This is a genomic window from Flavobacterium stagni, from assembly GCF_004122105.1.
Taxonomy (GTDB): Bacteria; Bacteroidota; Bacteroidia; order Flavobacteriales; family Flavobacteriaceae; genus Flavobacterium; species Flavobacterium stagni.
On sequence record NZ_SBKN01000005.1, the window covers coordinates 26,512 to 45,520 of the forward strand.

The following is a 19,009-nucleotide window of genomic DNA, read 5'->3' on the forward strand; positions in this document are numbered from 1 at the left end:
ATTCGATTAACGCTTGTGATTGTTGGGCATTTGTTGCCTGAATTCCGTATTGATTGAATTTTTCCAGCACGCTATTTTCTCTGGAGGAATATGTTGTAACAAGAGCAATTGCGCTTCTGCCTCAAACTTGCCCATTTGTTGCGCATAAGCGAACTTTAAAGGAAGTAAAGTGTTGATGAGTAATAAATGAATAAACGATTCCGACAATTGTTTCTTCTTTTTCTGTGAAGGTTTATCAAAGTTGTAATGCGTTTCCCAATAGGTACTCACGCCAACTTGAAACAAGTCAAGCAACGATTCCAAACTATTTCTCTCCAATACCGATTGAAACAAATGCCTGCGTTTGTGGTAAACCATGGCCAATTGCGCTAATCGAATTGTTGGAAAATTATCCGGTCGTAATTTGAAAAAACGCACATTCACCTGCGGTTTCTCCAAACGGTATTTGAGTTGCAAAAAAGCATACCAATCGACCAACTCTTGAGCGTACACATCCAAGGGCTCATTGGGAAACAAACCAGATTGTCCAAATAGTAAGGCTTCCAAATAATGCACTTCTAAGGCTTCTTTTCTTACAACTGAAAACTGAATGGATTGTGCCACTTGCGCAAACGCTTCGCCATTGGTGTTCAATCCGAAATTCTTGGCGAGCAACACAAACAAAACCGACTCCCAATCGTTTTGATACTCCTCCAACAATTTCAAAATAGGTTCTGATTTTCGTGCTAATCGCTCAAAATACAACCGCTCCAGCCAATTTTGTAAAACAAACTGAGGAATAAATGACAATTCACGCTCACAGGAAATCCATTCTTTGCGTTGCATCAATTCGAGATAGTTGTTGAGCAATCCTTCTTCGACCCGATTCTTTAATTCCAAAACAGGCAACTCGGTATTGTTCTTTCGGTATACAGGCATGTCATGTTCCCAAACCACATGTAGGATGACATTTTCATAATTGGGATCTTGTTCATGGTGGTGGGCATACCAATCCGAAGACTTCAAATGGATTTCAACCATTCCGGCCCATTTTTGGGAACCAATGATGAGTTGGGCATTAAAAAAATCGGGGCCTTCGGTTTGTAAATAGTCTCCCGTTCGAAGTAATTGGATAGAATCTCCCGAAGTTGTATATAATTGTGTAACGTCAAAACGCTTGAAGCGCCACACGTGGTGCAAAAAATCTTCTTTCATAAGGCGTATAAAAATCTAAATGGTCTCGAAACCACGAAGTTAAAAAAATTCCACATGCAAAACCAATTTTTATCTTTGTAAAAAAGGATATCCATGCAAAAAATAACATTCTTCTGTTTGATCGCGCTGCAATTGGCTACGGCCCAATCGTATAAAATCACTTACCAAAAAGCCTCAAACGGAAAAGTCATCGAACCCCAAGATTTGACTCTTGTTTTCACCGATAAAAATGCCACGTTAATTACGACGGCCTCCATTCTAGACCGTAAAGCGGCATTTCCATTTGAAGAAACTTGGGTCAATCATACCCAACAAAAAATCTATCAAAAAGGGTATTTGGGCGAAAAACGTACGGCGCTTACAGTTGATAGTATTGCCTTAGCCAAACAAACTTTTGAACTGCTTCCCGAAACCAAAACCATATTGGGCTATCCGTGTAAGAAAGCCAAAACCATCATCAATTCCAATACACTGGAATTGTGGTATACTGATGCTTTGGGAGTGAAAGGTTCGCCCTCGACTTTGGGACAAAATCTTGGTTTGGTTCTGGAAATTGGTCGCAATGGAAATTTTTATACCACGGCTATTAAAATCGAAAAGCAAAAAAGTAAATCACCTATAACCCTAGATATTGCTCAAAAACCATTAGACCTGTTGAGTTATCGCGATATGTTGTGGAAAAGTCGGTTTACCACGATTCCGATTTTTAAGGATCAAATTCTAAATTTCTCGGACACATCTATCTCTAACGACAGTATTTTTCGTTTCGCGAATGGAACAATAGCCGTTCGTAAAATCAAATTTCCTGAAATTAAAACGGGAAGTCAAGTGTTTTTGGACTTAGTCGAACAATCAAACGGTGATGCCTATGACCGAACCGGCTCAGTTTTTATTATTCCTATGGATAAAAAACAATCGTTCTGGGACGGATTGCAGCAGGGTGCGAATACCTTACCCATCTATGAAAACGGCAATGGTAAAAAATACCAAGGCATTGTGGCAACCGATCAGTTTCAACCCCTAATTGAATTGATCCGTTTTTTCACTCCATTTGGCATTCAGAAGTACAATCATATCGAATTGAAAGACAAAACGTGGCATACGCAAGTTCCTTACCGCCAAGACATCAGTGAATTGGTTTCGGCTTATTCGGGGAAAGAAGTTTATGTGGGTACTTTTATTGGGAATTATGATAAAGGCGGTCATAAAATTTCGATGAATATCACCATTCACCCCGAAGAGGAAGCGCCCAACCGACACGGTGTAGTGATACCTTTATTCAATACGGTGAACATTATGGAAATGGCGGGTCAAGAATACGGGACCTTGTTCAATCACGAAAAAGGTTTGGTGGTTGAATTTACCTTGGAAAAAGACCTTACCACCGCGCGTTTGCGTTACCTAACAACAGGCCATGGCGGCTGGGAAAATGGGGACGAATTTGTCCCGAAGAAGAATACGATACTCTTGGATGGAAAGGAAGTCTTTCAAGTAACCCCATGGCGCGAGGATTGTGGTTCGTACCGTTTATTTAATCCGGCTTCTGGGAATTTCAACAACGGACTTTCCTCTTCAGACTACAGTAGATCCAATTGGTGCCCTGGAATGGTTACGTATCCCTACTATATTGATTTAGGCAATTTAAAAGCGGGAAAACATACGTTACAAGTTATTATCCCACAAGGCGCACCCGAAGGCAACAGCTTTAGCGCTTGGAATGTTTCGGGGGTGTTATTAGGAAAATAAAAAAGGCTGTCGGGAAAGACAGCCTTTGTTTTTATTTTATCGAACCGATAATATCGTGTTTGGTAATAATGTGGAATTTCTTGTTGGGCAATTCTACTAATACCGCTTGATTGTCTTTTGAGAATAATTTTGAAACTTCCTCAATAGGTGCCGCAGCATTCACAATAGGATACGGCTGACTCATTACTTCGCGAATCGGTTTGTTGGCCACATCTTTATCGGCTACATAACTACGGAATAAATCGGTTTCGTCAACGGAACCCACAAATCCAGTAGTGTCAATTACAGGAATTTGAGAGATTTTATATTTACGCATACGATCGATGGCATGCGAAACCAACTCTTCGGTGCGAACGGTAACTAAAGGTTTATCCAAATGATCTTTGATGACATCTTCGGCTTTGGTGATTTCTTCATCCAAGAAACCGCGCTCGCGCATCCAATCGTCGTTGAACATTTTCCCTACGTAACGGCTCCCCGAATCGTGGAATAAAACAACAACCACATCTTCAGGTTTGAAATGTTCTTTCAACTGATGTAATCCTTTGATACAAGAACCTGCCGAATTACCAACAAAGATTCCTTCTTCCAAGGCAATTTTTCGCGTGTAGACCGCTGCATCTTTATCGGTCACTTTGGTAAAGCCATCGATCAAACTGAAATCAACGTTTTTGGGTAAAATATCCTCACCAATACCTTCGGTGATGTACGAATAGATTTCATTTTCATCAAAGATACCCGTTTCGTGGTATTTTTTAAATACTGAACCATAGGTGTCAATTCCCCACACTTTGATGTTGGGGTTTTTCTCTTTTAAATATTTTGCCACCCCAGAAATGGTTCCGCCAGTGCCTACACCTACTACAAAATGAGTTACTTTCCCTTCGGTTTGTTCCCAAATCTCTGGACCGGTTTGTTCGTAATGCGCAATGGCGTTGCTGGGGTTGTCGTATTGGTTGACATACCAAGCGTTAGGTGTTTCTTCGGCAAGGCGACGCGAAACCGAATAATACGAACGCGGATCATCGGGTTCAACATCGGTAGGACAAACCACTACTTTGGCTCCAACGGCACGTAGGATGTCCATTTTTTCTTTGGATTGTTTGTCAGAGATGACACAAATCAATTTATACCCTTTGACGATGGCAGCTAATGCCAATCCCATTCCGGTGTTGCCTGAAGTTCCTTCGATAATTGTTCCTCCAGGTTTTAAGCGACCGTCGGCTTCGGCGTCTTCGACCATTTTAAGCGCCATACGATCTTTTACGGAATTCCCGGGATTGAAGGTTTCCACTTTGGCTAAGACCAAGGCATCAATCCCTTCCACCACTTTGTTCAATTTCACAAGCGGTGTATTCCCGATGGTTCCTAATATATTTTCTGAATAGTTCATTGTACAAAAAATTAAGCGAGCAAAGATAGGAATTTGCCAATAGTTTATGCAATTAGTCGTCTATGAATTATACAGCCCCTACCCCTGACCAGCCTACCGGCAGGCAGGTATAGCGGATAGCAGGAAATAGGTCCTTAAAAAATTATTGGAAAAAGTTCCACACGAAGCCGAAGCGAATAATAAAATCGCGGTACGGCATGCTTGGGGAAGCGTAATAATTATTTTTCCCGAAGAGCGAGTTCACGTGTTCGGCAATCAAGAAAATTCGGGTTTGGCGCACGCGCGCATTGAAGAACACATCGACCACGGGGAAATTCCCGATTTCCTTTTGGGTTTGCACAAAGAATTCACCTAGGATTGGATTGTAATCGTTGGCATAGAATTTTGTGAAATAGTTGACGGTTGCTCCAGTTTGTACAAACATGGCGCGTTTGAACCAGTGGTTAGAATAAAATAGACTGCTGCGGAAGGTAAGTTCGGGTACGTTGAGTACGGGCTGACTTTGATCCACCTTTTGGTAGAGTGCTGTGATGTCCCACCCCAGACTTCTGTACTTGAACTCACGATCCACTTTTACCGCGAGATAATTGATGCTTTCGGCAAATTGGTGGGGCGTGACAAGCTGTTGATTGGGGACGTTTTGGGTATCTTGAAAATAAAGAAAATCGGAGATGTTGGACACCTGAAGCGAAGCATGCAACCATTGGGTATTGGCTTCCGCTTTTAACGTGTTGAATTTCTCATTTTTAAAACTATTGAACCAATTGTAGTTGTCGTAACTGCTTTGATTGAGGATATAATTGTTGTTGGGTAATTTACTTTGGTTTTGGTATTGGAATACAAAATTGTTCTTGTCGTTTACGGTATAGCGTGCTTTCACTTCAAAATTGCGTAGGGTTTGTGAAGTAAAGGAATTGGAAAGAGTTGCGATTCCGTTCCATGCGCCTTTTCGGTATTCGTATTCACCGCCAATGGTTGCAATGGAGGCTTTGAGTTGGCCGGGAATTTCGACGGCGCCGACTGTTTTTGCACCTGGAAAATTATAGAAGTAATTGAATTGCTCGATAAAACCCCGAAGCATACCTAGAGTTTTATTTTCAAATTGAATTCCGACTCGATTATACAATTTATCGTAGGTCAGTTGGTCATTAATTTTAGAAATCGTTGCGGCATCACCAAAGCGATTAAAGGTAGTAGAGGTAGTTTCCCCAACAAGAGTAGTCGAAAGTGTCGCTTGATTGAATTCGAAATATTTGTGTTCGTAATTGAATCGGTGCAATAACACCAGATTATTTTGGGCGTCCTTGGTATTGATGCGCAAGGCATGATCAAAGAAGAGGCGCTTACTTTTTAATACACTGAATGCATCGGTGAGGTAGACCTGTAAACGGGCACGGTTATTATAAATGGCTTCATTTCCTTCAAAATTAGAAAGAGTTGTAATACCGCCATTTTCCCCATTTAAAAAATCTTGTCCTGCAAAGTGAGCGTTGATAGTGTAGCGTCCTGAAGGCATGCGGTAGGACGTTGTCAAACGGAAATTCCCAGTACTTGACAATTGGTTGATGTATTTACCCAGCGACCGAAGTCCTTTGAAAGCCACGGAAACATTCACATTTTTGGAAGTATTAATCGCTACCAAAGCATCAACGGACTGCCCTTGCTCCATTACGGTTTTAAAATAAATATCGGATAAAGGTGTGGGAACATGGTAGTAACGGATATCATTGGCTTCCATAAATCCGTAATGTTTGCCTTTGAAACCCATTTCAGGAAACGTGGAATACTTTTGTTGGCTAAAATCCAAATAGGAATAGGTTTGTCCTTCGTTGGGGTATTGCAATTGCCCAAAGCGATCTTTGCGTTGGTAATTGTATTGGTAATATTTTTTGATTGTTAATGTGGTATCAACAATAGTGGTGTCTTTTTCAAGAGAATAGATTTTGTACCAAGAAATTGGGGCTTTACGGGCTGCTTCTTTTGCCTTTTCTTCCGTTGTTTTGATCATACTTTTCACGGGTTTTTCCTCTTGATTTTGGGCAAAAGAAAAAATCGAGTAAAAGAAACAAATTACTATGATTAGATTTCTCATTAATGTGGTTTTCATAATCTTGGCAAAAATAGACAATGTTTATGAGTCGCGGTGGATTTAACAAAAATTTGGAGCAAAAAAAAACGCCTAAAAAAGGCGTTTTGGAGTTGGCTATAATAGCACCGAATTATTTTTTGGAGAATTTACGAACAAAGATGCCGTTTTCCGAACTGATTTTTACCATATACATTCCGCTTTGTAAAGCACTTACATCAACGGTGTTGTTTACAATTGAACTGGAATGTGCAACCAATTTACCCGTGATATCATAGATATTTACACTATTCAAAGTAAGCTCTTTGGGATTGTTGAAATGAATTTCTGTTGAAGCTGGATTTGGATATACAAAAAATGTATTATCAGAAGCAAACAATGTATTTGACAATGTTAAAGGCACCGTACCAGAAGCCAACAATGAATATCTTTGTGATCCACCTGAAAGGGTACCTTTATGATTCACTTGAATGGTATAAATACCCGGTGTAGCATTTGGAATTTCAATTTTCTCAAAATTATCTACATCATTATCAGAATTGTTAGTTGCGGGATCAAAATAACCATCTGGATTTAATTTCCAAGGATAATAGGTCACACCGTCTTTTACTACTTTAATATCTAAATTATTTACAAGACGTGGAGAACGATTATCGTTATCAGCGGTATTATTTACAGTACCTGCAGGGTCAGTCCAACTTATTGAAAAAACTAAATTTCCAGTAGTGTTAACTTGTACATTTTGAGAATATGTATCCCCTTGGTTTAAGAGTAACTCATCCATTAATGTACCATTACCTCGGTTTGAAATTAAATTAGCGGCTTCAATGCCATCGGGTATACCGTATCCAAAAGAATAATCAGGTCCTACATTATCACCCAAATCTTGAGCAGTATGACAAAGTAATCCACGAACACTTGAAGAACGCATATACAATCCAGGATTTAAATTATTGAAATGTTTTTGCAACAAAGCAATTAACCCTGTAATGGATGGAGCAGACATAGAAGTTCCGGATAGCATTGAATAGGCATTATCTGAAACAGAAATAGAAGAATTCACATCCACTCCTTTACCAACTAAATCTGGTTTTACCCGACCGTCATCTGGCGGACCAAAATTACTGAAACTTGCTAGTGTATTATTTTCATTCGTAGTTGCACTGGTAAAACCATTAACTGCACCTATGGTTAAAATATTTTTTGCTGTGGACAACCCGGATAATAAATCATATCCCCCATAATTCACAACGTGATCCAAAGTAGTATCATTTCGATCGTTACCGGCAGATTTCACCATTTGATAATAGGGATAGGTGGCATGAATTAAATCGGCTTGTCTTGATTGAGTCGTATATTGTCCAAATGTTTCTTCAGCTAATTGTGAAGCAATATTTCCATACGAATGATTTGACATCAAAAAACCCAATCCTGCATAAGCTTCAATTTCACTCATATCACTTGAAAAATCATACGTATACGCTGTAGATTGTGTAGCAAAACCTTTTCGTAAAGGATTAACACCGCTGGCAATAATTGTACCTAATACGTGAGTAGCATGCGTTGATAAAGTAGCCGCACCATCTGAAATTGTGACACGATTACCGAACTCCACATGAGTATTCCGAACTTTCCCTCCATCCCAAATAGCAACATTAATACCAGAACCTGTTAAACCCAATTGAGAGGTACCACCAGGTAATAAATTTGTTGCATTTAAGGATTGAACGGAATAAACATTATTATCCGTTTGATAATAAAAAGGCACACCATTTTCAACCCGTTCTGGACGTAAACCACGAAACAATCCATGACTTTTCACATAGTCATTTACTAAAGAAATATTACGTATTGAATCAAATTTTAATTCTGCTTTCAATGCATTTATTTCTGAGGGTAAAGATTGCTTCAAAATGAATGCACGCTCTTCATTATTTTGAGCAATTGCAACGATTGGAAATAGAAATAGTAATAATTTTTTCATAAATCAAATATAAAAAAAAACCTCTCAAAAGAGAGGTTTTCATTTTTTTTAACTATTTATTAGTAACCGTCATTTTGCGGCATATTGTTCACATTGATTTCCGCTTGTGGGATAGGCATTGTGAAACGATAGTCAGTAATTGTAATGTTTAATGGACTTGTAGCAGATGAATTCACTCCATCTTGAGAATAACGATCTGTAGATGTTACTCCAGCTTCAGCTCCTAAACGTTTTAAGTCAATATAACGGTGACCTTCAAAAGCTAATTCTTTTCTACGCTCTAATAAAATATCAGCAAAAGCAGCTTGTGCAGAAGCATAGGTTGGAGTTGGAACAACTGCACCAATGATATAATTTCTAGCTTGACGAACTTGTTGAATTAAAGAAGCAGCACCTGCTAAATCTCCATTACGTACTAAACACTCTGCTTTAATGAAATACATTTCAGAAAGACGGAATAATTTAATATCATTAGAAGTGTGACCTCCTGTTTTTCCAGGATATTTGTCGATTACAATAACTTCACCTGTTCTAGTAGCTGTAGAAGGATCAACAGCAATTGTAGAAGAACGGTCAACAAAACTCCATCTTCTGAAGTCTTCAGCTCCTCCACCTAGTGGTTGTGTGTATAAGTCAAATAAATTTCTACCCATATCAAACAAAGGACCACCAGTTAAATAAGAACCGTTAGTATTGTATTGGCTAGAGAAGTTATTCTTGTTATTTGGACGGTCTAACGACATTAAACTTTCACCTTGTTCAGCATCAACCCACATTTTACGATAAGTTGGCGCAGCAGTTGAAGTCCATTGATCAATTTGATACAATGCTCTTTGAACAGCTTGCGCTGGAGCTGTAGATGGTGAAGTATTGATTGTTGTACTACCTGTACCTGTACCAACTGGAGGCAACACGTTTGAAGTTGCTGGGTAATTTGCAGGTAAAGTGAAAGTAGATTGTGCTAAAGAAACACCAGAAGTGTTAATTACAGCATTAGCATATTGTAATGCTTTAACATAATCTTTTCTGTACAAGAACATACGAGCACGGAAAGCATTGATAAAATCAAAGTTTACGAATTTGTAAGAGTTAGTTGAAGCTTCAATCAAGTTTGCTTCAGCATAGTCTAAATCTGAATCAATTAAAGAATACAAAGCTGCATTTGTAGCTCTAGGAGTATCTTCTTCAATTGTAGGCACTTTATCTAACAACATAACACCTAAAGCATTAGGGTTACTTAAGTCAGGTGAAAAATACACCATCAATTCAAAATGAGCGAAGGCACGTAAAGCTCTAGCTTGAGCAATAATTGAATTGTAAGCCGCTTGATCAGCAGCTGGAGGTGTAAACAAAGCAGCACCACGGATTAAACGATTACAATAGTTAATCAAATTGTAATGCGTATTCCACATAGATGATGCATAACCATTCGTAGATACTACGAAGAAACGTTGTGTATCATTCACTGTTAAACCACTACCAATAGCAACTTCATCAGTAAGTAATGAAGCAGTCATAAAGTCAGTTTCAACATTGAAACGATCGTAAGTTTCATTTAAGAAAAGTTGCATATTACCCACACTTGTGAAAAGCGCTTTGTCATTCAACTCTCCCTTTTGCACAATATCTGTAGCATCATTACAAGCTGTAAATGATGCAAAAACAGACATCAGTAATAGAAATTTATATACTTTCATAGTCATTATTTTATTAGAAATTAATATCTACACCAAATGTGTAAGCTCTTGGAGTTGGGTAATAACCAGTAGCAGATGCCTGGAAAGATTCTGGATCCATACCTCTCCATTTTGTAAATGTTAAGAAGTTTTCACCTTGCATTTTAATTTTCAAACCTTTGATAAAAGTTTTCTCTAAGAATTTAGCAGGAACATCATAACCGATAGATAAATTTCTCAAACGAACGAAAGAAGCATCTTTCAAGAAACGGTCAGAAATATCACCTGAATCGTAGTTAGTCGCTGTCCAAGAAGGAACGTCAGTATTGGTATTTGTTGGTGTACAAGCATTGAATACATCGGTAGATACTGGGAATGGATCAACATTACGGATATCCATTAATCCAGCTAAATCTGGGTCATATCTGTAGAAATCTAAAGAGTAAACAAAAGTAGCATCTAAGAAGAATCCTTTATAAGAAGTATTCAAACCGAAACCTCCTTGGTACAATGGATACTCGTTCTTTTTAGTTTCTCTACGGTCAGCATCTGTTGGGTTTTCAGTAATGTTATTGTTGATATCTAAGAACAATAAGTTACCGTTGTCTGGATTAACACCTACGTAAGGAACTAAGAAATACTCATAAGCAGGAGCGCCTACAGCTAACATATAATCAGTACCCACACGTTGTTTACCAGTACCATTATCTAAAGTACCTAAGCTAACCATTTTTTGTTTGTTCAACGCACCGTTTGCAAAAAGTGATAATTTGAAATCACCATCTTTAAAGATGTTGTAACGTAAGTTAACTTCAACCCCTGCATTTTGTAATTCTCCGTTGTTACCGCTGATAGAAGTAATACCATTAGCAGCAGAAACAGGAATAGACATATACAAGTCAGTAGTATTCTTTTTGTAGTAATCAACAGAACCAACCAAACGTCCTTTGATATCAAAATCAATACCCACGTTAAATTGTCCAACAGTTTCCCATCTTAAATCTGTGTTTGCATAAGAAGAAACACCGAAAGATGAAACGTTTCCGTAACCTTGTTGTGAGCTATTTAAGTCACGAACCGCTTGAGATGCACCGAAAATTGTACTCACATCCGAGTCAACATCTCTAGCCACGATATTTTGGTTACCTGTAGTACCATAAGAAGCACGTAATTTCAAATCTTTGATCCATTCAACATCTTTCATGAAGTTTTCTTTGTTGATGTTCCAACGACCGGCAACAGACCAGAAAGTACCCCATTTGTTAGCATCAACGAAACGGTAAGATGCATCACGACGAATAGTTCCAGCGAAACCATATTTGCTTGAATAGTCATAATCAACTGTTCCGAAATAAGAGAAAGTACCTGCATCAATACGTGAAGCACCTACAGTTGGAATATAACTTGCTGGTAAAGTTGTGTTATAAGGAATATAACCTGTACCTGCACCAGGATACCAAGTTAATGGATTTAAACCAATTTGTTGGTAAACTGAAGTTCTTCTATGCGCTTTCATGTATTCTGTATACGCAGAAAGATCGATAGTGTGTTTGTCAGCAATAACTTTTTTGTAGTTCAAACGGTTAAAGAAGTTAAACATGAACTCACGGTTACTTCTTTGGTTTTCTAAACCATGGAAAGGTTGACCAGCACCCACTGCTCTAACAACAGATAAGTAAGCTTCTGGACCGATAGCAAAAACACGTTTGTCATCAGAATAGTCAACACCCGCATTGGTAGTAAAGGTAAGATTTTTAGTAAACTTATACCCTAAATTTGAAGTGATGATAGTTTTGTATTCATCAAAGAAACTAGGCGCATGTTTATCTTGGAATAAATCCATCAACATGAATGGAGTCAACTGTAAAGCAGGAGAACCAAATTCATCAAACAATTGTTGACCTGAAACATAAGATGATGGAGAATAATAAGCAGCTGAAGACAAATAAGCTGTCAATGGGTTTTGTAATACGTTTGTATTAATCCCTGCTCTTGTCTCTTGCTCTAACTGATTTCTTCTTGAATAGGCAGCCATGATGTTTAAACCATAGTTGAACTTATCATTTGAAGACTTACCAGTAATATTACTTCTTAATGTAAAACGCTTGAATGAAGTAGTTGGCACAATCCCTTCTTGCTCAAAATATCCTAATGAAGTGAAGTTAGACACATTATCACTACCCGCAGTTAATGAAATGTTGTGTGAAGCTGTTTTACCTGTTCTAAAGAAAACTTTTTTCCAATCTGTATCGATAGCATAAGCACCGATGTTTGTTGGATCAACAGTAACTAAACCTGGATACCCTGTTACTTCACCATCAAAACCTGGTCCAGAACCAAATAAATTTTGTAAAGTTAAGTGCTCTCTTGCATTCACTAAATTGTACTTATCACCTCTGAATTCAGTTGTACCATACGTTGAAGAGTACGCAACACTTAATTTAGATTTGAAACCACCTTTTTTAGTCGTAATTAAAATTACCCCGTTAGCACCACGGTTACCATAAATTGCAGTAGCAGAAGCATCTTTTAAAACGGTAACTGACTCAACATCATTTGGGTTCAAGTTTCTAAAAAACGCTTGACTCAATGGCACACCGTCAATCACATACAATGGATCAGTACTTGCATTCAATGAACTTGCTCCACGGATAACAACATCAATTTTGTTAGACCCTGGTTGTCCAGAAGACAAAGCAATGTTTGTACCTGCCAACTGACCTTGGATAGACTGCAAGAAGTTAACGTTTGGACGGTTTTCAATTGCTTTTCCAGAAACAGTTGCAGAAGAACCCGGATCCTTTTTCTTAATTGAAGTCTTACCATACCCTTGTACGATTACCTCATCCAATACTTTAGATGATTCAACCAATACAACATTGTAAGAATTTGCAGTACCTACTTTTACTTCTTTAGACTCATAACCAAGGAAAGAAATAACAAGTACATCACCTGCTTTAGCTTTGATGGAGAATTTACCATCTAAATCAGATTGCACACCATTGTTGGTACCTTTTACCTTCACATTGGCCATAGGCACAGTCGCCTTACCATCTGTAATAGTACCTGTAACAGTTTTCTCTTGTGCAAATGAAAACTGCATTGTTAACGCCACTAATAGCGTAAAAATCCATTTGAACTTCGATCTCATATTAAATTTATTTGAGTTAGTTATTCCGCAAACTTCCTAATTAATTCTTAAAAAAACAAATAATACTTCGGAATATTACCGTTTTCCATTGTTAAAGTTTATCAGGCATAGCGTAACTTTGTGGTTGCAACACAAAAAAAAGATGTTTTTTTATGTAAAAGGTTGCGTCTAAATTTTAAGAATTTATTTCTGTTTGCATTATGTTAAAATTTAACTTTTCCGATTTTGAATTTGAATGCGGTACCGATGAAGCCGGAAGGGGTTGTTTGGCCGGACCCGTCACCGCGGCTGCTATTATTTTAAAACCGGAATTTTCCATTGAACATTTAAATGACTCTAAACAGCTTTCTGAAAAAATCAGACACTTAATACATCCTGAAATTGAAACCCAAGCTCTATCCTTTGCCATTGTTCATCTCGAACCCGAAGTCATTGACGAAATCAACATTTTAAATGCTTCGATTAAAGCCATGCAGGAATGCATTAAAAAATTGCAACCCCAACCTCAGTTTATAATTGTTGACGGCAACCGATTTAAACCCGTTCTTGACATCCCATTTCAAACGATTGTAAAAGGAGATGCCAAATATATGAGTATTGCTGCTGCCTCTGTCTTAGCCAAAAATGAAAGAGACGCCTACATGGATCGTATCCATAAAGAATATCCTATGTATAATTGGAAAAAAAACAAAGGCTACCCTACTGAAGAACATAGAGAAGCCATTCGAAAATACGGTATCACAAAATACCACCGAAAAAGTTTTCGTTTATTACCCGATCAACTTAGTTTGGATTTCGGTATTTAATTAAAAATGATTTCAGCTTCAAAAAGCTGCGAAAAATAGCGGATAATTTTTTGTTGTACTTCCAACTCATCCACAGCCCTTCCTAATTCCACATGTAACGACGTCACACCCTTACCGCGTATCCCACAAGGAATGATATTATCAAAATAACCTAAATCGGCATTTACATTCAAAGCAAATCCATGCATGGTCACCCAACGACTGGCGCGCACGCCCATGGCGCAAATTTTTCGAGCAAAAGGAGTTCCCACATCCAACCAGACGCCTGTTTCACCATCACTACGCACGCCTTTCAATCCGTAATCTGACAGAACCATAATTATCGCTTCCTCTAATAATCGTAAGTACTTATGGATATCTGTGAAAAAATTCTCTAAATCTAAAATAGGATAGCCTACAATTTGACCTGGCCCATGATAGGTAATATCGCCGCCTCGATTGATCTTATAAAAAGTAGCTCCTTTAGCTTCTAATTGTTTTTCACTCAATAATAAATTAGAAAAATCACCACTCTTTCCTAACGTGTAAACATGCGGGTGCTCAACAAAAAGAAAATAATTTGCGGTTTCAATTTCAGGCTCTGACCTTTTTTGCAATTTATCTGCAACGATACTAGAAAACAATTCCTCCTGATAATCCCATGTTTCCTTGTAATCTTTACGCCCTAAATTTTGAAGTTGCACCTTTTTATTCATGTTATTTTTGAATATAATTCTTTACGGCAAAGATACGAAAAGCCATTTCCTGATCGCGCAAAATGAAACCTTATCTATATAACCCAATTAATCTGTTCTGAATATTGATTCTTTTTGACTAATAATTTATCTTTGCACGCTAAAAATAATTCTATGCAACTTTCCGAACAAGAGCTCATTCGTAGAGACAAACTCAACCAACTTCGTGCCTTGGGGATTAATCCTTATCCCGCTCAACTTTTTCCTGTGGACCATACTTCCAAACAGGTGAAAGAATCGTTTGAAGAAGGAAAGAAGGTAATTGTTTCCGGACGTTTGATGAGTGTTCGTGATCAAGGAAAAGCGGCATTTGCTGAATTACAAGATAGCGAAGGTCGGATCCAGTTGTATTTTAACCGCGACGTAATTTGTACCGGTGAAGATAAAACCATGTACAACACCGTTTTCCGTAAACTGACCGATTTGGGTGATTTTATCGGAATAGAAGGTGAATTGTTTTTAACGAAAGTGGGCGAAAAATCCATTCGCGTGGACCATTTCACTTTTTTGAGTAAAACACTCCGCCCACTCCCGATGCCGAAAGTTGATGAAGAAGGCAAGGTGTATGACAAATTCTCCGACCCCGAGTTGCGTTACCGTATGCGTTATGTGGACTTGGTGGTGAATCCTGAAGTGAAAGATATTTTCATCAAACGCACCAAATTATTCAACGCCATGCGTACGTATTTCAATACCGCGGGTTACATGGAAGTTGAAACTCCGGTATTACAATCCATTCCAGGAGGTGCTTCTGCGCGACCATTCATTACCCACCATAATTCATTAGACATTCCTTTGTATATGCGTATTGCCAATGAATTGTACTTAAAACGATTGATCGTAGGTGGCTTTGATGGAGTGTACGAATTTTCCAAAAACTTCCGCAACGAAGGAATGGACCGCACACACAATCCTGAATTCACGGCAATGGAAATCTATGTAGCTTACAAAGATTACAACTGGATGATGGAATTCACCGAAAATTTATTGGAATATTGTGCCGTACAAGTTAATGGCACTACGCAAGCAACATTTGGAGAACATCAAGTTGATTTTAAAGCGCCTTATGCGCGTGTCACCATGACAGACGCTATTAAAAACTTCACCGGATTTGACATCACTGGAAAATCAGAAGAAGAATTGCGTGAAGCAGCTTTATCCATGGGCATTGAGGTGAATGAAACGATGGGGAAAGGTAAATTAATCGATGAAATTTTTGGTGCAAAATGCGAAGGCCAATTCATCCAACCCACTTTTATCACCGATTACCCGAAAGAAATGTCACCTTTGTGTAAATCACACCGCGATAATCCCGATTTGACCGAACGCTTTGAATTGATGGTTTGTGGTAAAGAAATTGCCAATGCGTATTCTGAATTGAATGATCCTATCGACCAACGTGAACGCTTTGAAGCCCAATTAAAATTGGCCGAAAAAGGAGACGACGAAGCGATGTTTATCGATCAAGATTTCTTGCGAGCCCTTGAATATGGTATGCCTCCAACTTCTGGTTTAGGAATTGGAATGGACCGCTTAATCATGTTTTTAACAAATAACGCCTCTATCCAAGAAGTGCTTTTCTTCCCTCAAATGCGACCTGAGAAAAAACAAGTAGAAATGACGGAAGATGAAAAGTTAATTCTCGGACTTTTAAAAGCAGAGGACAACCAAGCCCTTGGTGTACTCAAAGAAAAATCACAATTAAGTGGAAAAAAATGGGATGCTGCCATGAAAGGTTTAGCAAAACACGGCTTAACTAAAGTGGTGGTTGATGGTGAAAGCAAAACAGTTCAACTCGTTTAAATTTCGCTCACATTATTCATTCTAAGGATTTTATTTTTATATTAGCATCCAAATAAAGATAATTATGAAAAAAATAGCTATAGCCTTGTTTACGTTTTTCGCAGTTCAAATCGCAGCTGCTCAGAAAACAACCGAAACAGCCAATCCTAAAGTGGTTGCTGCTTCAGAAATTGAAGCATTGAGTAAAGCAGTTCCCATGGACGACAATTTGAAAAGTAGTTATGCTACTTTATTTGTTCTTCGTGCACAAGAAATTGCAAGCACTACAGACGAAGCTAAAAAGAAAGAAATTTTTGATATGTATGCTCAAAAATTATGGTGGGGATTGAATGAAGAACAACGCGCTAAGTTAGAAGCTAACAAAGATTTGTACAACAAAATCATGGTGTATAAAAAATAAAGAAAAGGAGGTCAATTGACCTCCTTTTTTTATAAAGCATAATTCAAATTAATTCCGATGCGACTTCGGGCATTCACATTTCCTGCCATCAAATTTTGATGCAAAGGCAACATCACATTCGCACCCAAAGACCACTTCCCTAATCCGGCTTCAAATCCAATTTTAGAAAATAAAATCGAGCCATTCGTTTCTTTCAACTTTTGACCGTGTTGGTAATTGTGCGCATAAACTTCTCCACTTACTCCTAATTGAGGTGCCAAAGTCATTTTATCTTTATTCCAGATATAATAAAGTGTTCCCGCATAATTAAATTGATTGCCAAAACGATAGCCTTTTGAATTCTCGGATTTATTTGTATAATTCATCACGGCATTCACTCCAAATTGCCTGTAGCGAAGAGTATAATCTGTTAAAAAAATAGCATCCCAACTCCCTGTTCCCAATTGATACCCCGGATTGACACTTCCGTTGTTTGCTTGGTCAAAAACTCCGGTAGGCATCTTTACACCACCACCAACGATAAAGGTGTGTTGAACAGTCAAACTATCTTTTTTTAAATTCTGATATATTCGATAATTACCCAATAAAGTAATATCTCCTAACCCTTGCATGGACTGCGTTCCCGTATTGGTTTGATGCTGGTGAAAATGATACGGAACTAAAACTGAAACCTGTATTTTTTTACTCACAGGCAACCGACTCCACACTTGGAGTGTATTGTACTGTTCATCGTACCAAGGGGAATTGGAATACAATCCATCATTTGTACGATAAAATTGGTACAAATAACGCAATCCTACATAATTTGCATTAAGTAACGAACCAAAGCCCATACTGCCTCCACTCGCTGAACATCCACACGAATCACAATCTTCCATCGCTAACTTGAAAGGTTGAAATGCAGTTGGACTCGGAAAAGGCAGGGTGTCTTTCACGTGAGCATGCATACCCATAACCGAGAAAAACAAAAAAATTATTTTTTTCATAACTAAAATTCTGAAAAACGAACATCATGAATAAATTCCATGTCCGTTAAGGTTTTTAAAAAAGCAATCAATTGCGATTTCTCGGTAGTATTTAAAGGAATTCCTAAAGTTGTACCCGTTGTGAAAAGCGGGTCCAAATTGGGTGTATTGACCATTCCAGAATTGTAATGCTCCAAAACTCCTTCCAAGGTAAAAAATCGCCCATCATGCATGTACGGCGCTGTCAACTCAATGTTGCGAAGACTGGGCACTTTAAATTTATAGCGATCTGATTCCAATTCAGTTACCCGATAACGCCCCACATCATTCACTTGTGGATTAATAGGCAAACCGTTATTTCTGTAACTATTATCCGTAAATAAATCGGTCGCGTGACAGGTCGCACATTTTTGATTAAAAACGGCATATCCCGCCAATTCCGTGGCAGTTAATTCGCCACCCAATTCATTTCTCCGGTATTTATCAAACCGTGAATTGGAAGAAACCATCATGGTCATAAATTGACCCAATGCTTTTAGCATATTTTCGGAATTGATTTTCCCGTCTGTAAAGGCATTTTTAAACATCTTTTTATAGGTAGCATCCGATTTCATCATGGTCAATGCTGCATCGAAATTTCCGTTCATCTCAATCGGACTCGTAAACGGAATAATGGGTTGTAAATCCAGGTGCGTGGTAGCTCCATCCCACATAAAAGCCGTTTGAAAGGCTAAATTTTGAATGGGCGGTGAATTCCGTGTTCCTTGTGCATTATTGACACCATGACTGATGGAATGACCGTGATGCGTAAAAGCATCGGCTTGAATATGACAAAATCCACAGGACACCAATCCATCCGAAGATAATCGTCCTTCGTAAAACAATTTTCGCCCCAATTCAAAACCGGCCTGAGTGGGAGGATTATTCTGTAGATTGTAAACTACGTCTGGAAAATTTGACGGCTTATTAAAAGCTAACGGCACATCTACATAGTCCTCTTGATTGGAACAGCTGTAAAGCATTCCTATCATCATAATTACTACTAACTTTTTCATGATAAAAAAGAAAATA

At 38.3% G+C, this 19,009-nt stretch carries 13 protein-coding genes; 4 read left to right on the forward strand and 9 right to left on the reverse strand.

Annotated elements, in window-relative coordinates:
• Window positions 1-6 precede the first annotated feature (6 nt).
• Window positions 7-1,194 (reverse strand): DUF2851 family protein, encoded by a 1,188-nt coding sequence (locus tag EQG61_RS08940; protein WP_317127774.1) that lies wholly within the window; start codon window positions 1,192-1,194, stop codon window positions 7-9.
• A gap of 93 nt (window positions 1,195-1,287) precedes the next feature.
• Between EQG61_RS08940 and EQG61_RS08945 the strand changes: the two genes are divergently transcribed.
• A complete protein-coding gene (locus EQG61_RS08945) occupies window positions 1,288-2,940 on the forward strand; it encodes a PNGase F N-terminal domain-containing protein (RefSeq protein WP_129461580.1) in 1,653 nt (550 codons plus the stop codon).
• A gap of 31 nt (window positions 2,941-2,971) precedes the next feature.
• Here EQG61_RS08945 and EQG61_RS08950 read toward each other — a convergent pair whose 3' ends face one another.
• From EQG61_RS08950 to EQG61_RS08970, 5 genes are all read right to left on the reverse strand, one after another.
• Window positions 2,972-4,333: a pyridoxal-phosphate dependent enzyme gene (locus tag EQG61_RS08950; protein ID WP_129461581.1), complete on the reverse strand. Its 1,362-nt coding sequence runs from the start codon at window positions 4,331-4,333 to the stop codon at window positions 2,972-2,974.
• Window positions 4,334-4,475: 142 nt separating this feature from the next.
• Window positions 4,476-6,425, reverse strand: coding sequence for a putative porin (locus EQG61_RS08955; protein WP_235829047.1), 1,950 nt, complete (start codon window positions 6,423-6,425; stop codon window positions 4,476-4,478).
• 127 nt (window positions 6,426-6,552) lie between these two features.
• Window positions 6,553-8,403, reverse strand: a complete 1,851-nt coding sequence (locus tag EQG61_RS08960; RefSeq protein WP_129461582.1) for a S8 family peptidase — start codon at window positions 8,401-8,403, stop codon at window positions 6,553-6,555.
• A gap of 59 nt (window positions 8,404-8,462) precedes the next feature.
• Window positions 8,463-10,100: a RagB/SusD family nutrient uptake outer membrane protein gene (locus EQG61_RS08965; RefSeq protein ID WP_164974921.1), complete on the reverse strand. Its 1,638-nt coding sequence runs from the start codon at window positions 10,098-10,100 to the stop codon at window positions 8,463-8,465.
• 13 nt (window positions 10,101-10,113) lie between these two features.
• Window positions 10,114-13,230, reverse strand: a complete 3,117-nt coding sequence (locus EQG61_RS08970; RefSeq protein WP_129461584.1) for a SusC/RagA family TonB-linked outer membrane protein — start codon at window positions 13,228-13,230, stop codon at window positions 10,114-10,116.
• A gap of 200 nt (window positions 13,231-13,430) precedes the next feature.
• Here EQG61_RS08970 and EQG61_RS08975 point away from each other — a divergent pair, with 200 nt between their 5' ends.
• On the forward strand, window positions 13,431-14,036 hold the full coding sequence (locus EQG61_RS08975) for a ribonuclease HII (RefSeq protein WP_129461585.1): 606 nt from the start codon (window positions 13,431-13,433) through the stop codon (window positions 14,034-14,036).
• On the opposite strand, the gene lipB is transcribed toward EQG61_RS08975, so the two are convergent.
• Window positions 14,033-14,731, reverse strand: coding sequence for a lipoyl(octanoyl) transferase LipB (gene lipB, locus EQG61_RS08980; protein ID WP_129461586.1), 699 nt, complete (start codon window positions 14,729-14,731; stop codon window positions 14,033-14,035). The genes EQG61_RS08975 and lipB overlap by 4 nt on opposite strands.
• 153 nt (window positions 14,732-14,884) lie before the next feature.
• On the opposite strand from lipB, the gene lysS reads away from it, so the two are divergent.
• Complete coding sequence (lysS, locus tag EQG61_RS08985) at window positions 14,885-16,573, forward strand: lysine--tRNA ligase (RefSeq protein WP_129461587.1); 1,689 nt, start codon at window positions 14,885-14,887, stop codon at window positions 16,571-16,573.
• A 64-nt stretch (window positions 16,574-16,637) separates the two neighbouring features.
• A complete protein-coding gene (locus tag EQG61_RS08990) occupies window positions 16,638-16,973 on the forward strand; it encodes a hypothetical protein (protein ID WP_129461588.1) in 336 nt (111 codons plus the stop codon).
• 29 nt (window positions 16,974-17,002) lie between these two features.
• Here the strand turns inward: EQG61_RS08990 and EQG61_RS08995 are convergent, their stop codons facing one another.
• Both EQG61_RS08995 and EQG61_RS09000 read right to left on the reverse strand, forming a co-directional pair.
• Complete coding sequence (locus EQG61_RS08995; RefSeq protein WP_129461589.1) at window positions 17,003-17,959, reverse strand: transporter family protein; 957 nt, start codon at window positions 17,957-17,959, stop codon at window positions 17,003-17,005.
• Window positions 17,960-17,961: 2 nt separating this feature from the next.
• Entirely contained in the window at window positions 17,962-18,993 is a 1,032-nt protein-coding gene (locus tag EQG61_RS09000) for a cytochrome-c peroxidase (protein ID WP_129461590.1), read from the reverse strand.
• Between the last annotated feature and the right edge of the window lie 16 nt (window positions 18,994-19,009).